This window comes from Bacillus multifaciens, from assembly GCF_030756675.1.
GTDB lineage: Bacteria > Bacillota > Bacilli > Bacillales > Bacillaceae_G > Bacillus_A > Bacillus_A multifaciens.
Map to the genome: position 1 here is coordinate 32,629 of NZ_JAVBXD010000026.1, position 21,028 is coordinate 53,656.

18 protein-coding genes and 2 pseudogenes are annotated in these 21,028 nt (G+C 40.2%); 9 read left to right on the plus strand and 11 right to left on the minus strand.

Features of this window, described 5'->3' with window-relative positions; all coding sequences use genetic code 11:
• Window positions 1–219 precede the first annotated feature (219 nt).
• Window positions 220–3,048, minus strand: coding sequence for an ATP-binding protein (locus tag Q9306_RS16165; RefSeq protein WP_306200337.1), 2,829 nt, complete (start codon window positions 3,046–3,048; stop codon window positions 220–222).
• Window positions 3,045–4,286: a metallophosphoesterase family protein gene (locus Q9306_RS16170; RefSeq protein WP_306200339.1), complete on the minus strand. Its 1,242-nt coding sequence runs from the start codon at window positions 4,284–4,286 to the stop codon at window positions 3,045–3,047. The genes Q9306_RS16165 and Q9306_RS16170 overlap by 4 nt, the downstream gene beginning before the upstream one ends.
• A gap of 281 nt (window positions 4,287–4,567) precedes the next feature.
• On the opposite strand from Q9306_RS16170, the gene Q9306_RS16175 reads away from it, so the two are divergent.
• A complete protein-coding gene (locus tag Q9306_RS16175; protein WP_306200341.1) occupies window positions 4,568–4,753 on the plus strand; it encodes a YhzD family protein in 186 nt (61 codons plus the stop codon).
• Window positions 4,754–4,780: 27 nt separating this feature from the next.
• Here the strand turns inward: Q9306_RS16175 and Q9306_RS16180 are convergent, their stop codons facing one another.
• On the minus strand, window positions 4,781–5,140 hold the full coding sequence (locus Q9306_RS16180) for a hypothetical protein (RefSeq protein WP_306200343.1): 360 nt from the start codon (window positions 5,138–5,140) through the stop codon (window positions 4,781–4,783).
• Between the two features lie 137 nt (window positions 5,141–5,277).
• Between Q9306_RS16180 and Q9306_RS16185 the strand changes: the two genes are divergently transcribed.
• The 3 genes from Q9306_RS16185 (at window position 5,278) to Q9306_RS16195 (ending at window position 7,778) form a co-directional block, all read left to right on the plus strand.
• Window positions 5,278–5,418 (plus strand): YflJ family protein, encoded by a 141-nt coding sequence (locus Q9306_RS16185; RefSeq protein WP_098916842.1) that lies wholly within the window; start codon window positions 5,278–5,280, stop codon window positions 5,416–5,418.
• 1,022 nt (window positions 5,419–6,440) lie between these two features.
• The gene (locus Q9306_RS16190; protein ID WP_306200345.1) at window positions 6,441–7,124 is read left to right on the plus strand and encodes a GntR family transcriptional regulator; all 684 of its coding nucleotides are present in this window, start codon (window positions 6,441–6,443) and stop codon (window positions 7,122–7,124) included.
• Between the two features lie 21 nt (window positions 7,125–7,145).
• Window positions 7,146–7,778 carry a sterol desaturase family protein gene (locus tag Q9306_RS16195; protein ID WP_306200348.1) on the plus strand — a complete coding sequence of 211 codons (633 nt, stop codon included), beginning with the start codon at window positions 7,146–7,148 and terminating at the stop codon, window positions 7,776–7,778.
• A gap of 60 nt (window positions 7,779–7,838) precedes the next feature.
• On the opposite strand, the gene Q9306_RS16200 is transcribed toward Q9306_RS16195, so the two are convergent.
• Both Q9306_RS16200 and Q9306_RS16205 read right to left on the minus strand, forming a co-directional pair.
• Window positions 7,839–8,009, minus strand: coding sequence for a hypothetical protein (locus Q9306_RS16200; RefSeq protein ID WP_306200350.1), 171 nt, complete (start codon window positions 8,007–8,009; stop codon window positions 7,839–7,841).
• 118 nt (window positions 8,010–8,127) lie between these two features.
• Window positions 8,128–8,337, minus strand: a pseudogene (locus Q9306_RS16205) (hypothetical protein); the annotation flags it as partial.
• A gap of 234 nt (window positions 8,338–8,571) precedes the next feature.
• Here Q9306_RS16205 and Q9306_RS24670 point away from each other — a divergent pair.
• The 3 genes and pseudogenes from Q9306_RS24670 to Q9306_RS16215 all read left to right on the plus strand — a co-directional run.
• Window positions 8,572–8,733 (plus strand): annotated as a pseudogene (locus Q9306_RS24670) (heme A synthase); the annotation flags it as partial.
• A gap of 77 nt (window positions 8,734–8,810) precedes the next feature.
• Complete coding sequence (locus Q9306_RS16210; RefSeq protein ID WP_306200351.1) at window positions 8,811–9,875, plus strand: ABC transporter permease; 1,065 nt, start codon at window positions 8,811–8,813, stop codon at window positions 9,873–9,875.
• A complete protein-coding gene (locus tag Q9306_RS16215) occupies window positions 9,875–10,546 on the plus strand; it encodes an ABC transporter ATP-binding protein (RefSeq protein WP_306200353.1) in 672 nt (223 codons plus the stop codon). The genes Q9306_RS16210 and Q9306_RS16215 overlap by 1 nt, the downstream gene beginning before the upstream one ends.
• A gap of 120 nt (window positions 10,547–10,666) precedes the next feature.
• On the opposite strand, the gene Q9306_RS16220 is transcribed toward Q9306_RS16215, so the two are convergent.
• The gene (locus Q9306_RS16220; protein ID WP_306200355.1) at window positions 10,667–10,945 is read right to left on the minus strand and encodes a nucleoside triphosphate pyrophosphohydrolase; all 279 of its coding nucleotides are present in this window, start codon (window positions 10,943–10,945) and stop codon (window positions 10,667–10,669) included.
• Between the two features lie 129 nt (window positions 10,946–11,074).
• On the opposite strand from Q9306_RS16220, the gene Q9306_RS16225 reads away from it, so the two are divergent.
• Window positions 11,075–11,263: a YflJ family protein gene (locus tag Q9306_RS16225; RefSeq protein WP_306200357.1), complete on the plus strand. Its 189-nt coding sequence runs from the start codon at window positions 11,075–11,077 to the stop codon at window positions 11,261–11,263.
• 139 nt (window positions 11,264–11,402) lie between these two features.
• Here Q9306_RS16225 and Q9306_RS16230 read toward each other — a convergent pair whose 3' ends face one another.
• A complete protein-coding gene (locus tag Q9306_RS16230; RefSeq protein ID WP_306200359.1) occupies window positions 11,403–11,723 on the minus strand; it encodes a hypothetical protein in 321 nt (106 codons plus the stop codon).
• 310 nt (window positions 11,724–12,033) lie between these two features.
• Here Q9306_RS16230 and Q9306_RS16235 point away from each other — a divergent pair, with 310 nt between their 5' ends.
• Window positions 12,034–13,719: a multicopper oxidase family protein gene (locus Q9306_RS16235; RefSeq protein WP_306200361.1), complete on the plus strand. Its 1,686-nt coding sequence runs from the start codon at window positions 12,034–12,036 to the stop codon at window positions 13,717–13,719.
• A 106-nt stretch (window positions 13,720–13,825) separates the two neighbouring features.
• On the opposite strand, the gene Q9306_RS16240 is transcribed toward Q9306_RS16235, so the two are convergent.
• The 4 genes from Q9306_RS16240 to Q9306_RS16255 form a co-directional block, all read right to left on the minus strand.
• The gene (locus tag Q9306_RS16240) at window positions 13,826–14,329 is read right to left on the minus strand and encodes a DinB family protein (RefSeq protein WP_306200363.1); all 504 of its coding nucleotides are present in this window, start codon (window positions 14,327–14,329) and stop codon (window positions 13,826–13,828) included.
• Between the two features lie 400 nt (window positions 14,330–14,729).
• Window positions 14,730–15,836, minus strand: a complete 1,107-nt coding sequence (locus tag Q9306_RS16245) for an alpha/beta hydrolase (protein ID WP_306200365.1) — start codon at window positions 15,834–15,836, stop codon at window positions 14,730–14,732.
• A gap of 26 nt (window positions 15,837–15,862) precedes the next feature.
• A complete protein-coding gene (locus tag Q9306_RS16250) occupies window positions 15,863–18,154 on the minus strand; it encodes a glycoside hydrolase family 3 protein (RefSeq protein ID WP_306200367.1) in 2,292 nt (763 codons plus the stop codon).
• A 200-nt stretch (window positions 18,155–18,354) separates the two neighbouring features.
• Window positions 18,355–20,865 carry a GH39 family glycosyl hydrolase gene (locus Q9306_RS16255; protein WP_306200369.1) on the minus strand — a complete coding sequence of 837 codons (2,511 nt, stop codon included), beginning with the start codon at window positions 20,863–20,865 and terminating at the stop codon, window positions 18,355–18,357.
• Window positions 20,866–21,028: the final 163 nt, after the last annotated feature.

Here is a 21,028-nt window from a genome sequence, read left to right on the forward strand (position 1 = left end):
CGATATAGTTAGTATAGCACATATACATTTTGATTTTTCAACATATAAATCTCTGCCATGCAGGGCAAAAAGTGACCTGCACTCATTTTTTATTTTTGTTTTAGCATTGCCCGGGGCAGGAAAAGGCTCTGACCGCTTCTATGCATGGCCAAATGCTCTCGCCCACCGAAAAAGAGAGAGGGTGTTTATATCGTTTTTTCAATTTGAATTTATACTACCTTACTTCTTTAGTCGTTGCATTTCATCTTCTGCAAAGAAAGATAAAAGATGCTTGTGACAAGTAAAGAAAATTACTTGTCGTTCTTTCGCTAACTCCTTCATGAGATGCACGGTTCGCTCTGTTCGCAGCACGTCAAAATGTACGAAACTATCATCAATAATAAACGGATACTGCCCTTCAAACGTATGCGCGAGCGCAAATCGCAGTGATAAATAGAGCTGCTCCGCTGTCGCTTGGCTTAATTCATGGCTATAAAAACGCAGTCCATCTTTTCTCTCTACAATAAACGGTTCATCTGCATCTGGCGAATAGACTTTTACATAGTTTCCGCCTGTTAAATAGACAAAATACTCTTCTGCTTTTTGCAAAATACGCGGCAGCTGCACTTCATGATAATACTTCTTCGTTTTACTTAATACCGCCTTTGCCGCAGCGTAAGCTGCCCACTTTTTCACCTGTTCACGCACTTGCGATTTTTTCAGTTCCCACTCATGAAGAACATCACTGTACGTCCGGCCTTCTTCTAACTGCGCGATATCGTGGCACAGAGCGGCAAGTGTATGCGTTAATTCTTTTTCCTCGCGCACGAGCCCATCTATTTGCTCCTGCTCTTTTTCCCGCTCTTCTTCATATCCTTCTAGACGATAACCGCTCTCCAATGCTGACGTCATTAGTCGTCCTTCTAGCACATCCATTTGCGGAATTAATCGATCAAGCTGCTGCTTTTTCTCTTCAATCTGCTCCGCTCGCTTTGCCGCCGCTAAAAACGCCTCTTCATCAGTTGCCGCGGCAATGCCCCAAAGCTGCTGACGTTCTTCTACTAGATGTTGCATTTGCTGGTGCGCTGCGGCATGCTCTTCTTCCCACGCCATAGCCTTTTCTAGCAACTGCTTTTTTTGCAATTGCTTTTCCTTTTCTTTCTGCACATCTTTACTTAACCCATACAAAAATAACGACGGTGTATCAACGCTTCTTTCGGTAACAACCGTTAGCTTCATTAGTTTATGTTCAAATTGAGAAATCATGTCTCCCTGTAATTCTTTTCGTTCTTGTTGCTTTGCGAGCTCCCGGTACAATTGCTGCATCTTTTCGATCCGTTCAAACGCCGGTAAGATGTGAGCGTATGTAAACTGATGTGGCAATGCGTATGTCTCTTTATACAATTTGACCTGTTCATTCACACCAAACAGATCACGTTCCCACTCATCATATTCAGAAAGAACACGGTCATACCCGCGCTCAATTTGCTTTAACTTAAATTCTTCGCGCTCTAATAACTTCCGCACTTCATCGTCTTTCTCTAGGCGATACTTAAGTTCAAGCGCTTCATCGCTTTCCTGTTCACCTGACCCTTTACTATACATCACATAAAAAACAACAAGGCCAATTAATAAAAAGACTCCTGCAAACAATAACTTACGACTATCCATGAAAACACCCACAAGCAACAGCAAAACATCCATAATGAACAAAACCATCGCCATTTTATTCATCTGCGGTGCATTGCGATTTCGCTTCTGACGAGACGCGGCACTTTGCACCTTTGGCAAATGGTGCTCCCGCTCCCGATCTGGCAATGTTTGCGACTGCAGCTTGTTCACTGTTTCTTCCTGTTCCTCTAATTGCTCCTGCGCTGTTTTAAATCGTTCATCTAACTGTTGCTTTCGCTTTTCTAACTCTTTTGCCTGCTGCACCATTTGCGTAATCGTTTCTTTCATCGCTAAGCTCACATTGAAAGAAAGAACGTCCTCACGCGCAAATGCAGTGCCGATTTGCTGCTGCAAATCTTGTATTTCTTCTTCGATATGTAAAATGCGCCCCGTCAAATCCCGTACTTCTTGCAGCGCTGCTTCATAAGACATGTGCTGCAAACGAAGCTCCTCTACGTACATATCTTGCTGAAGCAATTCTTCATTTACGTGCAATGCTTCTATTTCAGACTTTGCACCATTTAATTTCTGTTGCAGCGCCTCTCCTTGGATTTGAAGTGGTTCAAGCCGTGCTTTTATCCCTTCATAACGCGGCAACCCCTCAACAGGAAACGCATGCTCTGCATGTTGTTCTAAAAACCGTTCACACGTACGCCTTTCTAAAAAGAGCGGCTGCAACGCTTCTAACACTTCATAATCTTGCTTTCGTTTCCCCGCTTCTTGCTGCTCGGTGCGAATAATAGAAAGACGCTCTTCCATGCTTTTCTTCTTTGCAACAAGCTCTTCATACGCGGCAATTTTCCCTTGCCAATCTGCGAGCTGATCTTGCAGTTTTTTCAACTCCTGCAGCGCCACATTAATTTCCGGCTTGCGGCCATTTGGCTTAAAGCGCTGCTCCATTTCTCTCTCCAGCATTTTTTCCAGGCGTAGCAACCCGTCGCTGCCAACTGCACTTGCTGAAAATAAATAGTTGCCAATATCCCCCGCACCGATATGGTGAATGTTTTGCAACCCATGCATGTCAAAGGAAAAGACAGCATCAAACAACTGCTCATTCATACCCTTTAACAGCTGCTTTAAAATTTCCTCACCGCCTGTTTTTCCATCCGCAAAATAAACCGTCACTTCTCCGGCCGCCGTTTTCGGAAGACGCTCAATTTTTAATCGCCCGTACTCCTCTGTATAAACCGTAATCGCACCGCCATACTTCCCGCCTTCTTTCGGCTCATAGCGGCGCTGCCCTCTTGTGGGAAAACCAAATAAGATGCTCTTCATAAATGAACGAATCGTCGACTTCCCCGCCTCATTTTCTCCGTACAGTACGGTAAGCATAGAAAGGTTCAGATGGGTATTTTCTAATTTTCCATATCCGTAAATATGAAGCTTTTCAACTCTCATCCCTTGCTCCTTTCTTGCTCTAACAATTGCTCTAAAATAATATTCTCGGCACCCTTTTGAATCTCTTTCTTTTCTTCCTCAGAAAATGAATGAAGTACGTTCCTTGCAACAGGTGAAGTCCAAATTGTCCGCAGCACCTCATCCATATCCGAAAACGATTCAAGCTCTTGCAACACATTCCCGATAAAATGGTTCTCATTCTTCAACTTCTCAATTTCCGCAAACGAAACAGTTTCGTTCTTCCACTTCACAACATATACAAAATTACTGCGTTCCTCGCCAGATGAGACAATGTGAAGAATTTCTTCTACACGCCTCTCATCACGCAAATAAGAAGCAAGCGGACCTTTTCCTGTAAACGTCATCGTCACAAGCAACCCTTCCTCGTCTCTTCGCACATCGTTCATGCTCTCTTTACACGCATGAATAAGATCATCAACCGTTTCTAACTTATCAATAGGAATCGAGATTTCATCCCAAACAACATCATTCGTTCGGAAAAATGCTAGCTCTGCTCCTTGCTTAGACAAAGAAACAACGTACGCACCTTTCTCTCCTGTTTCTTTTCGGTGTCGCCCTTGAATATTACCAGGATACACAATGCATGGTTCTTCTAATAACACTTCACGTTTATGTATATGACCAAGTGCCCAGTAATCAAACTCTTTCTCCTTCAGTTCACGAATTTGAAACGGCGCATACCGATTATGCTCCGCATCTCCTTCTACACTTCCGTGAAGCATGCCGATATGAAACAGCGCATCTGTCATCTTTTTATATTGCTCTGTCATATTATCCGTCACAGCTTGCTGCTGATAACTAAATCCGTAAATAGAGGCAAGCAGCTCCCCGTTTCTATAAAATGATTTTTCTTCTATATAAGGCTCTGTGAAAATATGTACATTACTTGGAAACTCAATAGCTGCCCAGCTTCCGCCTAAATGATCATGATTACCGTGAATCACATATACCGGAATATCATACTGCGCGAGACGATTCATTTGCTCACGAACAAACACCTGCGCTCGTAAACTCCTCGTCTCTGCATCATACAAATCACCTGCCAGTAAAACAAAATCAACTTGTTCTTGAATCGCTTTATCCACAATACGCGCAAACGAACGAAACGTACTTTCCTTCATTCTTTCCCATATAAAAGCCGGCACATTCAGCTCCATCCCTTTAAACGGACTATCCAAATGCAAATCTGCCGCATGAATAAACTTTACTTTTTTCACAACGTAACGTCCTTTCTCCGTCCTACTTTGCTTGGTCAGCCGACTCACAATATATCGGCAAAAATGTATCATTTATCGGCGCTTTTTCTAATATATCGGCGAAAATACAACATTTATCGGCGCTTCGACACAATTTAAAGATTCCTCGACCACATTCGACACGCGAGTAGGCAAAGTTTCACTTTATTGTAACACTTTATATCACATATTTCTTTTGCATAATCGCTCATTTTATGACACAATAGTTATAACATTCTGATTATTTTTTGGAGGGAATTTTCATGGGCGTATACACACTAACAGTTTTCGAAAAAGACGGTTCCAAATTACTAGATGAATCATTTGAGGCTACGACGGAAGCTGATGCAAAATCAAAAGGCGAAACACTTTTACGAGACAAACAATTGTATGATCACACGCACCGCTGCACATCTTCAAGCGGAAAGCTTGTCTTATTCCAACGCTAAAAAAAGAAGCGTCACACCGCTTCTTTTTCACACTATATCTTCTTCACACCACAGAAACACAACTTCTACAATTCGATTACCAAATCGAGCGCGCTTATTCCACATACCTGTTTGAATCAGGCGCTTTAACTCATCCTTCATTTTATCCGTCCACTGCTGAATACTTTCTTTCTGATCGTACGGATAAATACTTGGAAACTCTTCATGCAAGAGACGCAGACTTTCCGCATCTAGATGAAAATGAAAAAAATAATTCGCAGTCAGAGAAGGCTCCTGCAATTGTAAAAACTGGTGGTCAATTTGCTTCTTATTACGATAAAACGTAATAATATTGACCTTCCCACTCGTAATCTGATCAATTTGAATTTCGTGTTTTTCAATAATCACGCTGTTCAGTCCACCTCAATATATGCTACTTCTAGTATATATGTCTTTAACCAATAAGTTAACCACTTTCCTATGGAAATTCATCATTTCACAAAAATACAATCAGAATGACTCCAAACAAGGAAGGAAGCGATCATATGCATTTCGGTAGCAAAGGTTGGTACGTACACGAACTAAAAAAATTAGGAATCCGTACTTATGAAGGCAGAAAACTAGAGTCATATCGTACGCATATTTTGGCTAGTTTACTTGAGAAGGCGAAGAGACAGTCGGCTTAATGAAAGGAAGCTCCTTCTTATACAGGACTAAATCAATAGTAAGCATTTTTATATACAAACGTGGGCAAATATGTTCGTATACTTGCTATTGATTCGGTTTCAAGCAACTGGCGAAATCGAAAAAGGACATCACGATGAGCTCGTTTATTGTTTGAAATTAACAAATAACTTAACATCACTTGTATGAGTAATACCTTTTTCTTTTACTGATGTAGCTTAATAACTTATCAATACCTAAATGGTAAAAAGTCATAAAAAATAAGGGGTGATACATATTAGTCATGTATAATATGTATCACCCCTTTTTCCGCAATCGCGCCCTATAAAGTGAAACTTTAATCAGTGGAGGTTTTCTTCATCCCCCACTGATTATCAGCCCTCACCAATCGGGCTTTTACGGGCAGTTTATCTCCCCCACCTAACTTCTTAAGAAAAGCGGAAGCGGCTCGCTCAGAATCGTAGGACGCCCACGCACAGGGCGGAGAGGCGCTTTTTGCCTCGTCCGAGGGGGTGAAACGACCGGAGATTCTAGCCGCTAGAGCTAGACAACAAAGAAATGCGGAAGTGGCTCGTTCAGAATGTGAGGGGGATGGAGCTTCTGACGTAGAGGTGTTTTTTACCTCGTAGGAAGAAGCGAAGCCACCGAACATTCTAGCCACTGAAGCTAGACAATGCTTTTGCCGAATTTTGAGGTGGGAGTATTACTGCCCACGAATAGCGGGATAAATTATGCAATTGCTAAAACCAATAACTTCCATAAGGTTGAATAAAAACCTCATTTACTTTATGACACGGTTCTCCGTTGTATATCTAAATGAGGTTTTTTCTCTTTTATAAATATCCTAACAACGCATTTAAGCAATCATTTTCCATCCTACTAAGTAGTATACGGGCTTGTTCGATAATTCTATTTATAAAAATTCGCTCCTTTTTTATTGACAGAAAATTCAAACTCATTATATAATTTTTGGTATTACCAATTTCTTTAACATGTATTACCATAAAATAAAGGGGACGATGGCTTGAAAGAAAAGGAACGCTCCTCAGATAAAATTGAGAATGGATTAATTAGATCCATATTGGCTGGTGTTTATTCTGTAGGAAGTACTTTACCGCCAGAAAGAGAGCTTGCGAAAGAATTTGGTGTTGGTCGCCCAACTATTCGGGAGGCGCTTCAACGTTTAGAAAGGAGTGGATGGATAACTGGAAGAAAAGGAATGCCAGCGATTATTAATGATTATTGGAGCAATGGGAATCTAACGACACTTATTAATATTGTTGAGAATCATCATACCATTACAGATGAATTTATTATGTACTTATTAGAATTTAGAAGTTCGTTGACTCCGACTTATATTCGTAATGCTGTTACGTTTAATCAACCTAAAGTGGTTGCTCTCCTTGCCAATCTTGAGCAGCTTGAAGATAGTGCAGAAAGCTATGCAGCATTTGATTGGGATTTGCAAAAAAGGTGTGCTGGGCTTGCTGCCAATCCGATTTTTCTACTCATTTTAAATAGCTTCGATTCCATTTATGTAGATATGGCGAAAAGATATTTTTCTGTAAAAGTTCATCGTGAGTTGTCCTTCAACTATTATCACGACTTATTAAAAGCTGCATTAAAGGGAGATGCAATTGAAGCGGAAAGATTGTGTAAGACAACACTGGAGAAAAGCTTGGCTCTCTGGAAAGATAGAAAAAAATAAAGAAAGCTGGAGGCGTGATAAATGAAACTAAAATATTTTAAAGAGTATTTTTCCTACCCTGATATATTGATCATGAGCTGTCTTTTCCTTATTAGCTTTGGATTTATGATTCTACATTTAACCTCTATCGGAATTTGGGGTGCTTTTATTTTGGGAATGATTATGTATTCCTTATCTGAGTACGCTACTCACAGGTTTATTTTTCATCTAAAGCCACCAAAGAATGCATTTTTATTAAAAATGCTTAAGCGCCTACATTATGACCATCATACAAATCCGAATGAATTACATTTATTATTTTTACCCTTATGGTATAGTGTGCCAAACATCGCAATTGCAGGAGCAATATTTTATTTTCTTTCATCGAGCTTTGTCATGACAAACGCATTTATTGCAGGTATTATGCTCTTTTTATTATTTTATGAGTGGAAGCATTATATCGCCCATCGCCCTCTTCAACCAATATCACCGTGGGGGCGCTGGATGAAAAAGGTTCATTTATGGCATCACTTCAAAAATGAAAATTACTGGTATGGTGTTACAAACCCAGCCTATGATTTTCTCATGGGCACCTTTAAAGACCAAAAGGATGTTACCCAAAGTAAAACTGCTAAAAATCTAGAAAAACGTGGTGACCAGAAAATAGAATTATAAAAAACAATCCACTGTCATCATCCTGGAAATGTCGAATGAATTTTGCAGCTTCGACATTTCTCAGGGAGTGACTGGCATTTTTACCCATCGAGTAGTAAGCATGGTAATAGATTGCATAAGGCTCGTTTGCAAGTTTTTCTTACCGAAAAATGCATCCGCCTTGTTCTCTATTTCTCTTAGCATTGCGGCATTTTCACGAAATGTTTCGCGGATTCTATCTACAATCTGCATCGCGTTTGCCCCAGTGATTTCTTTAGCGACTCGTTCCAGAAGAATCTTTATATCAACAGAAAATTTCCGCGTAAAGCTATGGCACCTGACAATGTTATTGCGGAGAAACTCGAAATATTCAGGCGTGAAAGCACGGCTTATACAGCCCCCTCATCCCTGCATAAGCAACCTTCAATTGCTCTCTAAGTTGTTTGTTATCATCTTCTAATTTCTTAATCTTCCGTTTCAGTGATTCAATAAGGGCATCCTTGTTACTCTCATTTATTTCTCGCTTAACTTGTTTTGAAGTAGGGGCTTGTGATTGTTGCTGCCTCAACGCTTCAATCCGGTTGCCAATGACTTGAATTCCCAGAATATATGACCTGCTCTTGAAAAGTAGTCCTAGCAATGCATATCGAATTACCATTCTTAAAACTCCTAACATTGCTCTTAAATTGTGAATTATTTGTTTCAAAACTCTTATATCCATTGTCCAAATTTTAACAAACCAATATGATAAACATATGCCCTTTTAGTCATATGTGTTTTTGATAATAATAAAAAAGAAAAATATGATGATTTTGCTACGCGTCATTATCAACAACAACAAGTGATATATCGAGGGTATTTCATTTTATTTATCCTTGTCATATTTCAAGCTACCGAAGGAATTTTATTTGTATACAAAGATTTAAATCTGATAATGGCATTGCATTTACTATTTATTTCCTGCTTGTTTGCTGTACAATATTAATTAACCATGTTAAGTACAAGAAGGAAAAGAGAAGAAAGAAATAGAGATAAATAAGGGGGACAAGCAGAATGTTTTTAGCTCTGCGTGAATTAAAGCAATCAAAATTAAAATATGGATTAATTGGGCTTATGATGATTTTATTATCATTTTTGGTCCTTGTGATTTCTGGATTAGCAAATGGTTTAGCGTATAATACTGTCTCTTCCATTCAAAATATGGATGCTAAAAAGTTTGTATTAGCAAATGATGAGGAAAATTCATTGCTCCGTTCACAAATTAAGAAAGAAGATGTGGATGATGTAGTAAAGCAAGTGGGGGCAAAAGATGCTGTACCATTCCATGTGAAAATTTCGACATATGAAAAGAAGGATAGTTCAAAAAAGGTTGATATTGCAATATTTGCAAGTGAACGCGAAACATTTTTGGAACCAAAGATTGTGAAAGGGCATGCATTAGGAACAGCACAAAATGAAATGATTGCTGACGAATCGATTAAAGAAAAGGGCATAGATATTGGAGATATGATTATCGATCCGGTTTCTAAAAAAGAATTTAAAATTGTTGGCTTTACAAGAGGTCAAAAATTCAGTCACACACCTGTTGTTTATGTGAATCAAGATGTATGGGGAGAAATTGCACAGCCGATCCAAAAGGATTACAACGCAATTGCTCTTCGTACTGATAAGGAAGTAAAAAATGCAAATGTAATAGAGAAAAACGAAGTTCTTCAAAGTATTCCAGGCCATAAAGGGCAACAAAACTCATTAAAAATGATTATTGCATTCTTACTCGTGATTGCAACACTCTTAATCGGTGTATTCTTCTATGTTATTACATTACAAAAAACACAGCAATTAGGTGTACTAAAAGCAATTGGAACGAAAAATTCGTATTTAGCAAATATGTTAGTTGTACAAGTCTTATTCTTATCTGTTGGCGCGATGACGATAAGCATCGTACTTGTAGAAGTGTTACAAAGAATTTTACCAGAAAGTATGCCGTTCTTATTGACAACGACAACGATTGTCCAATATGCAGGAATCTTTATTGTAATTAGTATACTAGGATCACTGATTTCCTTATATCAAGTATTAAAAGTAGATGCACTAGAGGCGATTGGAGGAGGCATGTAATGACATCGCTATTGAAGCTAGATAGAGTTAGTAAAGTATACGGCGAAGGAAACACAGAGGTAACAGCCCTTCATCCAATTTCACTTGATGTGAAGGCTGGAGAATTCATCGGTATTGTCGGGCCTTCTGGCTCAGGAAAAAGCACATTATTATCGATTGCTGGAGCATTATTATCACCATCAAAAGGTAATATTTATATTGGTGAGCAAAATATTACTCATTTATCAGAAAAGGAAATGACAGATATTCGGTTAAGAAAAATCGGGTTCATTTTTCAATTTGCTAACCTTGTTCCCTATTTACATGTAAAAGAACAATTACTATACATTGCCAAATTAAAGAAAGAAGACCGAAAAGAATCTGAAACGCGTGCGAATCACTTGCTAACAGTATTTGGACTATCTCAGAGGAAAAATCACTATCCACATCAGTTATCTGGCGGGGAAAGACAAAGAGTTGCAATTGCTCGTGCTTTTATGAATAATCCAGATTTAATATTAGCAGATGAACCAACGGCAAGCCTTGATTCAAAACGTGGGCGAGAAGTTGTCGAAATGATGAAACGAGAAGTAAAAGAAAATCAAAAAGCTGCGATTATGATTACGCATGATGAGAAAATTCTTGATGTATGTGATCGGATATTAACACTTAGAGACGGAAATTTAATATAGAAAGTATGTGAAACAGCACAGGAGGAATTCCTGTGCTGTTTTTGTGAATTATTATCTATAGATCAAATGTTATCATGGTTTTATTAAGTACCACACCTAAAGAAAAACAAAAAGCCCACCTCACTTTTCTTCCTTTTCTTTACGGACCTTTTCGACGTCTTCGAGCGTTACACCTTGGTACTGCGCTAGGGCGTTAACAAGCTCTAATAGATCAGCTAGTTCTTCTAACTTATGTTCTGGAGTTTCCGCTTCTACATACTCTGCTAATTCCTCTTGTATTTTTTTACAGATTTCGTCTATATATTCTTTTTCATTTAAGATTCTTGTTGTGCATGTCTTTCCTGTCTTTTCAATAATTTCTGGGATACGATCGCGTACTAATTTGTTATAGACTGGCATCGCAAGTCCTCCAATATTTTTCTATTTATTATAGCACGCACAAAAATCCACACTTTCCGCAAGTAAGACAAGCTTTCCTTTTCATGCTCCTACATATACTATTAAAAATTAAAAAGGAGAAGGTTCACCATGTATTACGGAACAAAAGGCTGGTACGTGTATGAGTTAAAAAAGCTTGGAATTAATTATTATGAAGGGCGGAAATTGGAAAGTTACCGAGCGCATGTGCTTAGGAATTTGTTGCTGAAGGAGCAGAGTGAAAAGGAAAATAAATCAAGTGCAGCTTCCATCAATGAAGGTTTTACTGCCCACGAATAGCGGAGTAAATTTGAAAAAACCTTAAAAAATTTAAGGTTTTTTCTATAAAAATGGAATGCTATATTACAAACAATAATTATTATCAAAACAACAAGGAGGCTCTTCTTCCCCCACCACTTCAAATTCTCCTTTTCCGTCTCTATGGAGCAAAAAGAACAAAATACCTAAACATAAATGCCATAAATGCAAAAACAGAGATTGTACATATACATGCTAAATGCAATATGATATAAAGAATTTTCATTTTCCCTTTAATAAAAAACGAATAGATAAACCCAAATAAAGGGTTCAATATTAAAAAAGGTAAAGAAATAGCGATAACTACTTTACCAATCATATGTACAATCGTTGAATCGAATCCTGATAAATTCAAGACACACATGAGTAAAATTAATACACATATAGTTGCAATTAAAGAGGTTACCGCAACCTTAAAAGGATTTCGGAAAAACTCCTTCATAAAATATATCCCCTTTTTCATATTTTCTGTCGATATTTACTCCTTCTCATATATATATTCCGTTAAATAGAAATAATTACCTTCTTCAATTCGTGGACTCTCAGTTATGTGCATTTTAAACAAACTTTTTTCCTTTTCCCCTCACTCAAACCCGAATTCCGCCGTCCGCTGACGCACTCCACATGACTTGGATAGTGATGTAGCAGTGTTTATATTAGTTTGGTATTAAAAATCCGTCTATACCGCCCTACATGAAATTCATATGATATATAACAAACAATATTTCATTTTTTTGAAAGGAGGCAGTTCATTGTCTTTAAAGAAATTTGTCGATGCATTACCAATTCCTCCTGTCTTAAAACCAGAAGGTACCCATAATGGAATCCCATTCTATGAGGTAACGATGGAGCAAGTTAAACAAAAACTACATCGTGATTTGCCGCCAACTACCGTCTGGGGGTACAACGGTATGTATCCGGGCCCGACATTCGAAGTAGAAAGAAATCGCCCTATTTTTGTAGAATGGAACAATAAATTGCCCTTTGAACATCTGTTGCCTGTCGACCAAACGGTTCATGGTGCGGAAGCATCCGTACCTTCTGTTCGGACAGTTGTCCATTTACATGGAGGCCGGGTTCGTCCAGAAAGTGACGGATATCCTGATGCATGGTTCACAAGAGATTTTAACAATGTTGGGCCGAAATTCGTAACTGAAGTCTACTATTATCCAAACTGTCAACGCCCTACAACACTTTGGTATCATGATCACGCCCTTGGAATCACTCGTTTGAACGTTTATGCAGGGCTTGCGGGCTTCTACCTTATCAGAGATGAAGAAGAGAAAAAGTTGAATCTTCCGAGCGAAAAATTTGAAATCCCGCTGGTCATCCAAGATCGCTCGTTCTATGCCAATGGTGAACTCTTCTATCCATCCCAACCAGGAAATATGGCGCCCCCAGCAACGCAGCCACCTCCACCAATCGATCCTACATTACCAAATCCGTCAGTCACACCTGAATTTTTCGGTAACACTATTTTAGTAAACGGAAAAGTATGGCCTTATCTTGAGGTTGAACCGCGGAAATACCGATTCCGCATCCTCAATGGCTCCAATTCTCGTTTTTATCGTATGCAGCTGAGCTCTGGGCAAAATTTTGTTCAAATTGGTACGGATGGAGGGCTTTTGGAAAAACCAGTCCAAGTATCCGAAATCATCCTTGCACCTGCGGAACGCGCCGATGTCATTGTCGATTTTTCAAACCATAATGGTCAAAATATTATTTTAACAAATGACGCACCAACCCCATTCCCTGACGGCGATAGTCCTTCTGAAGATTTGAAGCAGATTATGCAATTTCGCGTCAAAGAAACATGCCGCAAACCTGACAAAAGCAAAATTCCAGAAACGTTGAGTTGCTTAGAACACCTGAATCCTCAGGATGCTGTAATAACACGAAAAAACACTTTACTTGAAGCTACCGATAATTTTGGACGCCCCATGCCATTATTAAATAACATGGAGTGGGATCAGCCCATTACAGAAACCCCGTATAATGGAACGATAGAGATTTGGGAGCTGTACAATACGACACCAGACACTCACCCGATTCACTTGCACCTTGTCAATTTTCAAATTTTGAATCGTGCTGTATTTACTGGCGATCCAAATGGTTCTAACCTCAAAGTCGGACCGCCCATACCACCTGATCCAAACGAGAGAGGATGGAAAGATACGGTTCGTGCTAATCCCGGCGAAGTAACCCGGATTATCGCACGCTTTGGGCCATTTACAGGTATCTACCCGTGGCACTGTCACATTCTTGAACACGAAGATTACGATATGATGAGACCATACGAAGTTCTAGCTAATCCTAGCTTTAATCCATGCGAACGAGATCCAAAACAATGTAGCGATAACGCCTTTTCTCAATGTTTTGACTGCTATAAACAACGTAAAAATAAAGACCGTAGAAAACGCCGATGCGATGATGATTAATATTCGAATTTGGTAACATTTTTTAGCAACATTCTAAAAAAAGAAGAGAAATAACTATTCCTTAATTTCTCTTCTCTTTAATTTGTAGCAATATGAATTTGTAGCACTATAGTGGTGGATTTTCCACGCCTAAATGAATCCAATCTTCTTTTGGTGGACCATACACTCCAAATGGTTTTATTCCTGCTTGACGCATAAGAACTGTAACTTGTCCACGATGATGAACGATGTGCTTAATGAGTCCCATTAAGATTGCAGCGTTTGATTCCTGTCTTCCAAATGCTTCTTGGATTTGCTTTAAGGATTCATCTGTCCATTGTTCTTCAATAACTTTTGCTGCATCGAGACTTATATTTTTGAAAGTGTCAGCAATTTCCTTCGCTGAAGTTGGTACACTTTCTTTATTGTCTACTCCATCTATCTTCAACCCGAAATGAGCTAAGTAGTTTGGAATATTTGTTGTAAAGTGCCATGCAATTCTTCCTAAAGTACGACCTTCTGGATAAACTTGTTGTTGTAACGATTCATCTGTCAAACCATCCAAAACTTTTTGAGTTAGCATCGCTTCCCTATTCCATTCACTAATAAAGTCTGAAATTGTTACATACATAAATCATTCCTCCACAATTAAATTTTTTCTCAAAATACAATGCAAAACATTCGTTTCTATATCTCAATTCCCCTGCTTGAATTAGAACTTCTCGTTGATAGACTTGCTTTTTTTATGTAGTAATTTATCCCTACGCTCATCTTTGTAACCAATAGAAACATACGTTCTTATAATATCGAAAATTCAGGAAAACTTCAAATAGACGGCAATCATTTAAAAAATTAAAAATGAGGTTATTACATTTTTAATACTAATGAAAAAACAAAAAAACCATTCATAATAAAATGGTTTTGAACATTATTACTTGCTTCCTCATCATCACAATCCGCTTTTCCTGTGCACATACTTTTTATATTGGAGCTTGTTCAAAAAACACATTTTTTGAACAAGCTCTTTAAAATTAAACAAACACTCTCTTCATTTCTTTCGCAATTTCATTCATCAAATCTTCCGCCTGCGGATATAAACCAATTTTGTCCATAAACGCATGATCTGTACCGTTGTATTGAATCAGCTTCGTAGGAACGCCGCTGCGTGCAAGTTTTGCCGCGTAGGCTTCGCATTCTACTTTTAAATAATCAAATTCGGCCGTTGCAATTAGTGTTGGCGGCATACTGCCGAGCTTATCTGAAAGGAGCGGAGAAACGTGAGGATCAGTGATTTCCGCTTTACTTTGCAAATAGAGACTGAAAAATAACTCGCCGCTTTCAGCCAACCCTTTAATCATTGGAGTGATGAGCTCAGAATAGTTGCGAATCTCATATTGGTCGATGCTCCAGTTGAAATCCTCAGTTTGAACGCCAGCCATATTCACTGTTGGGTAAATAAGCGCTTGAAACTTAATCATATCTGTTCCTTTTTCAATATCCATGAGCGTGCACACCGTCGCTAAATTCCCACCTGCACTGTCTCCAGATACAGCAATTTGCTGCGGATTCACATGCATTTCGTCAGCGTGCTCATACACCCATGTTACCGCTTCGAAACAATCTGTCAGCCCTGCTGGATATGCATGTTCAGGCGCTAAGCGGTAATCAACGGAAATCACAACGGCGCCAGCTTTTTCTGCCAATGATTTACACGGATTTTCCACGACATCCACACTGCCGCCTATGAAACCTCCGCCGTGAAAGAAAACAACTGCAGGCAGAATCCCTTCGTTAGCAGGCGTGTAAATTCGTAGTGGAATCGGTCCATTTGTGCCATCAATTGTTTTATATGTCGTTTCGACTTTACTTTTCGTTACGTCGTCATTGTTCCACCCCATCATAGCTCGGATTCCTGTAACAAAACCTGCCGTATCTGAAGGATCAAATGATTCACTTTCCATCGCAGCCATTTTTTCTGCCGCTTGTAAAGTCACTTGGAGAACCCTAGGATCTAATTCGCAGGTTGCATCAGAGTCAGGAATTCGTTTCACAATAAAATCGAAGCCTCTTTTTTGGATAGTTTGCACATCCTCACTCATTTTCGAAACTAGATTCATGTAAGAAGTTGTATTACTCATCATTACCGTCTCCTTTTTTGATTATTTTAATTTCTCCCATATTTCGCTGTTCGCGAATCTTCCATTACACCGTTCCAATTGAGTCCAAAGGCGAAATCATATTCATTTCCTTCAGAATCAACGTGGCATTCCATATCATGTGCAACATCTTCTAACTGCTGTTCAACTGTTCTCATATTCGCCGGCATTTGCATCGGCAATAAGCCTGATGGCTCATAAACTCCTGTTAAAACATCCATAATCACCTGATCCTGAACGCCAAAGTTCGCTACAATCGCATCAACTTCCGCTTCGAATTCTACGACAACCATTGGATTCGACAATAAAATTGATACGATGACCGGCTTTCCTTTCATCATTTCTTTCGTTTCAAGCACCATGTCCAAGTCAGATGAATTGTGCGTTGTCACTGTTTTCCCTTTATACGAACGGTTTAGTACATCGTTTTCTCTAGGATCGCCGGCAATACTTTGTTCGCGGGCATGCACGGCTGTATACGGCTTGTACTGAAGGCTAATTGGTACATAACCGTTCCCTCCATTATCGGCATCTTCCTGGCTGTACCCCGCACCTGACTTCGGACTTTGGATAAACACAAGACCGAAATCTGCTTCGTCTGGATCATTGGTAATATCGAAATATTTTGCCACAACGTCAAGATTGACTGGATGCTCCAGTTTCTCCGGCGTTGACATACCAAACCAATCCTTTCCAGCTGGCAAATATCGCTTCGGAATGTATACTTTGCTTTTTTGCTTCATCGGCAACGTCTGTCCTTTATTTTTCAAGAGGACGATTGACTTCAACTGCGCTTCATAACCCGCTTTTACAAACTCTTGATTGCAGACGATTTTCTTGCTTTCCTCAGGCAATAGATAAGGATTTTCGAAAAGGCCGAGCCTAAACATATTCATAAGCAGACGAACTGCTGATTGTTCGAACCGTTTTCTCATATAAGCCTCTCCGTGCTCACATACACCTAATTGGTAAGCTTCTAAAACAGGACCAACTTCGTTATTCCCTCCAAACTGGTCCACACCAGCCATGAGCAGCTTATAGTGACGCTCGGCAACGCTCAGATGCTCAACGCCCCATGACTTACCGGTCAAAAATGTATCTTTAGCGCCGTCCTCATCAGCAGTAATTAGCCAGTCGGTGCAAACAACGCCGTCATAACCATATTGCTCTCGCAGTAAATCAGTAATTAAATAAGAACTATAAGAGTTGCCGACATTCTCTCCGTTTACTTGATCTTGATCGAACGAAATCGTGTAATACGGCATAACCGCAGAAGCCTTGCTTGTCTTGCCTTCTAGCTGAAAAGCCCCCTCGACAAACGGCTTCAAATGCTCATCAAAATTGTTTCCTGGATAAACAGCATACTTTCCGCAGCCAAAATGCGCGTCTCTGCCGCCTTCACCGCTGCCTCCTCCGGGCCAATGTTTTACCATCGCATTTACACTGTCCAGTCCCCAGCCATCTTCTATTTCTCTCGTACCTTCTGATGTTTGAAAACCGTCCATATAAGCGCGGGCCATATCCGTAGATAGAAGTGAATCCTCACCAAACGTGCCATTAAATCGGAACCAGCGCGGGTCAGTCGCAATATCAATTTGCGGCGACAGTGCTGTTGTCATGCCAAGCGCCCTATACTCCTTCGCGGCAACTTCTCCAAATTGACGTGTCACTTTAGGATCAAATGTTGCCGCAAGTCCAAGCGTTTCTGGCCAAAATGATACGCGAGAATCCGCTCCTGCACCGACGTTAAATTCAGAGCTGGCATCAGAACCGTGACGCGGGTCTGAGCTATTGTTTGCTGGAATGCCTAAACTTGTCCCTTCCGCAGCAGCCTGCAGCTTGTTGTTCCAGCGTGCAGCCGTTTCTGGATTTTCAACTGTTGTAATAAGAACATGGCGGAGATGATCGTTCGTCAAAAAGGCAATTTGCTCATCCGTCAAATCCCACGGCTTAGCGCCGCTCTCTTCATAAGATTTTCCGCCATAAGTTCCCGGAAACCAACTATCGCTCGCAGCTGGAACTGCTTGATGCCGGCTGTACAGCATCAAGCCAGCAATTTGTTCGATAGACATGCGCGCCGCAAGATCTTTCGCCCGTTCCTCAGCCGATAATCTCCAGTCCTCATACGGCTTCAAAACTCCATCTTTACTTAAGTTTTTAAAAAGCAAACCGTTCTGCTCAATGATGCGGACCCCTGATAAAGCGGAGCAGCCTAGTAGCGGCCCGCCTTCGTTACGGACGTATTCAACTAACGGCTCACCTGCGTTTTTTTCCTTGGCTGACATAGAAGATCCCTCCATTTCTTTAAACTAAATTGATATTTATCACTGTATAGCATATAAGTCACATATCTTCAGAAAGCGTTTACAGTTTTATTATAATGAAAACCGCTCGTCTCCGAAGAGACAGCGGTTTATCGACTTTTATTTCCATATTTAATCTGTTTGTGTAAGCAACATCATTCATTCCATGAAAAAAGGTTAAATTTTAACACAATTTGTTACCAAACAGGAATGAGTTCAATCAGCTCGACTCCATGCGGCTCCAACATGGAAATACAAGTGTAACTGTTATCCACTTTAATATACTGACTCGTCATACGAGGACAGGCGCCCGCTTTCAAGTATTCCACATCTTCTAAAGAGATTGATTTCGGCGCTCCCATCTCAACCCAACGGTCGTAGCTGCTCCCATGCTTTCGGCCAAGCGTACGAGTAACCATTCGATACTTGCTGCTCGGTAAACCTGTCAGCTCCAGCTCTAATTTTACCGTCTTTACGTCCTTAAAACCGTTATATCTGTTCACTGCATCGATAAAGGAAATATCACCAAGCGCGTAAAAATCATCGAAATGACAATAATTAAAGGTCAGCACTTGATAACCGTCCCGTCCAGACGTCACGATGTAACGGTCACCACGCTCAATAAGTCGATCACCCAATTTCGCCAGTAATTCATAAGCAATCATCCCAGCCTTAGGTATGCCATATTGAGCAATCAGGCCAAGCCCACCATGAAACAAATCCGGCGGCGCAGCCGTTTCTTCAATGTTGTCGCTTAGCACCCAATAGCCAAAGCCTTCAATGCTGTCCAAGTTTTCGATAATATTTTTGACGATATAGGCAGCTTTGTACAACGTATCATTTGTTAGCTCGCGATGATACGAAGTCGAATTCCACTCCGTCAAATACAGATTGGTCCCGGACATCTGATATTTCTCAAGCAATCTTTTCTCATTTGCTAATCGATCCTTTAGAAAATATGGATTCGGAGATCCACCGCCAAACTCTTCAATCAGTTTCCGAAACGACTCCAATTCATTAAATATGTTACATTGCTCTAAATTACTCACCATTTCATGCGGGTAAAAATGAAGCGGAACGAAATCGGGCATGCACTGCCGCTCATGGCAAAACGCGAAAAACTCATCGTAAAACTTTTCCCCGTCAATGGTAATGATTCGGCCGGGTGCCCCGATTTGAAGACGAGGCGATATACGTTTCACAGTTTCATAGGTACGGGCATACAACTCCATATATTCCTCCATCGTCCCCGGCCAAAACGCCTTCAACTCCGGTTCGTTCCAAAATTCGAATTTCCAAGATTCTACCTCTTCCTTGCCGTACCGATTCAGACAGTGGCGTAAAAAGCGATCGACAAGCTCACACCATGTATCCATAGACTTTGGCGGACTCATATAGCTCTTTACATAAAAAATCGTTTTGTCTTGATCCGCAGCCAAGGCAGATGGCATAAAGCCAAGCTCAATAAACGGCTTCAGCCTAACAGAAAGAAGAAAATCAAATAACTCATCGACCAATCTAAAATTGTATACCGGCTGCCTTATCTCATTCTCCGTGTATACCATCATAGAATCATCAAATATGCCATGAAACCGCAAATAGCGAAACGGGCAGCGCTCCTGAACTCGTTTCAGCTGCCACTGCACATCCGCATGCAATCCTTCTTTTGCTTTTCCAATCGTAATTAAGTTCTTCCATGTATGCCTTATCGAATTGCTGTGAGCGGATACACCAACCTGATATGCCTCCGTTTCTAGCGCCGTAATCTCTTCTGCCTGCTGCGAAGGACTTCTCTGTAAATATTGGCTAATAATTCCGAGTGCGCTCGATTGATTAAACGTCAAATAATTGGCAGATTCCCGTTCCTTCTTCTTCCCAAAATCCGGACGAAAATGCCTCCGATATTCACTTGGCGTTACGTTATACCTTGCTTTAAAAGCAGTATAAAACGACTTTGCATTCGGAAAACCGTGCTTTAAGGCAATATCAACAATAGACATTTCGCCGTTGTAAAGCAGTTCCTCCACCGTATGTTTCAAACGAATACTCGTCAAATAAGATTGAAAATTAAGGCCGATGTTATCACTGAAAAACTTAGACAAATACGGAACAGACAAAAATTCGCGCTCGGCAATTGCCTGTAACGTAATCGGCTCCTTATAATGCTCATCTATGTAAGTAATAATCCGGAGCATCCGCTCCATATACTTCTCATTCATAACGCCAGCAGATGCAGGAACCTTAAAGTGTTTTAAAAGAATAGAGAGCACTTCCAGCATTCGAATTTGCATATCAATCTCATACGCATCGCCTTTCTGATAATTGAGTTGCACCATCTCAGCAAGCAAATGCCGCATCTCATCTAAAGCATGACGCCGCTCCTTATCCCCCGAATAACAATTGAAGCTAATCTCATCCGCCTGTACTATATGTTCCTTCAAATAACTGAAAGGAATCAGAAACGTTACAATAATGTTCCGATCAAGGCCAATCACCTCATGCACATGACATTGGTTGATAAGCAGCACGTCTCCCTCAGAAAGCGTTCGTTTCTCATGACTTAGCCGAACCTCCACAGTACCGCGCAGCACCAAAATAATCTCTACGCTATTATGCCAATGGCTCGGTACATAATTCACACTGTTTAGTGAAACATCAAAGGGCAGACTGTCATTCGTCTCAACCAACTCGTATACAGCATTTCGCATGAAGCTCTCCTCCTTTTGGAACGGTACTTTTGCTTATTTTTTAGAATGGTAGTTTCTTTTTAAGTATTGTGAAAGATTCATATTGCAGTACTTTTCCATATATTATACATTGGATAAAAAGTAATTTTCAAAAGATAACCTATAAAGAAGGAACCGTCATACA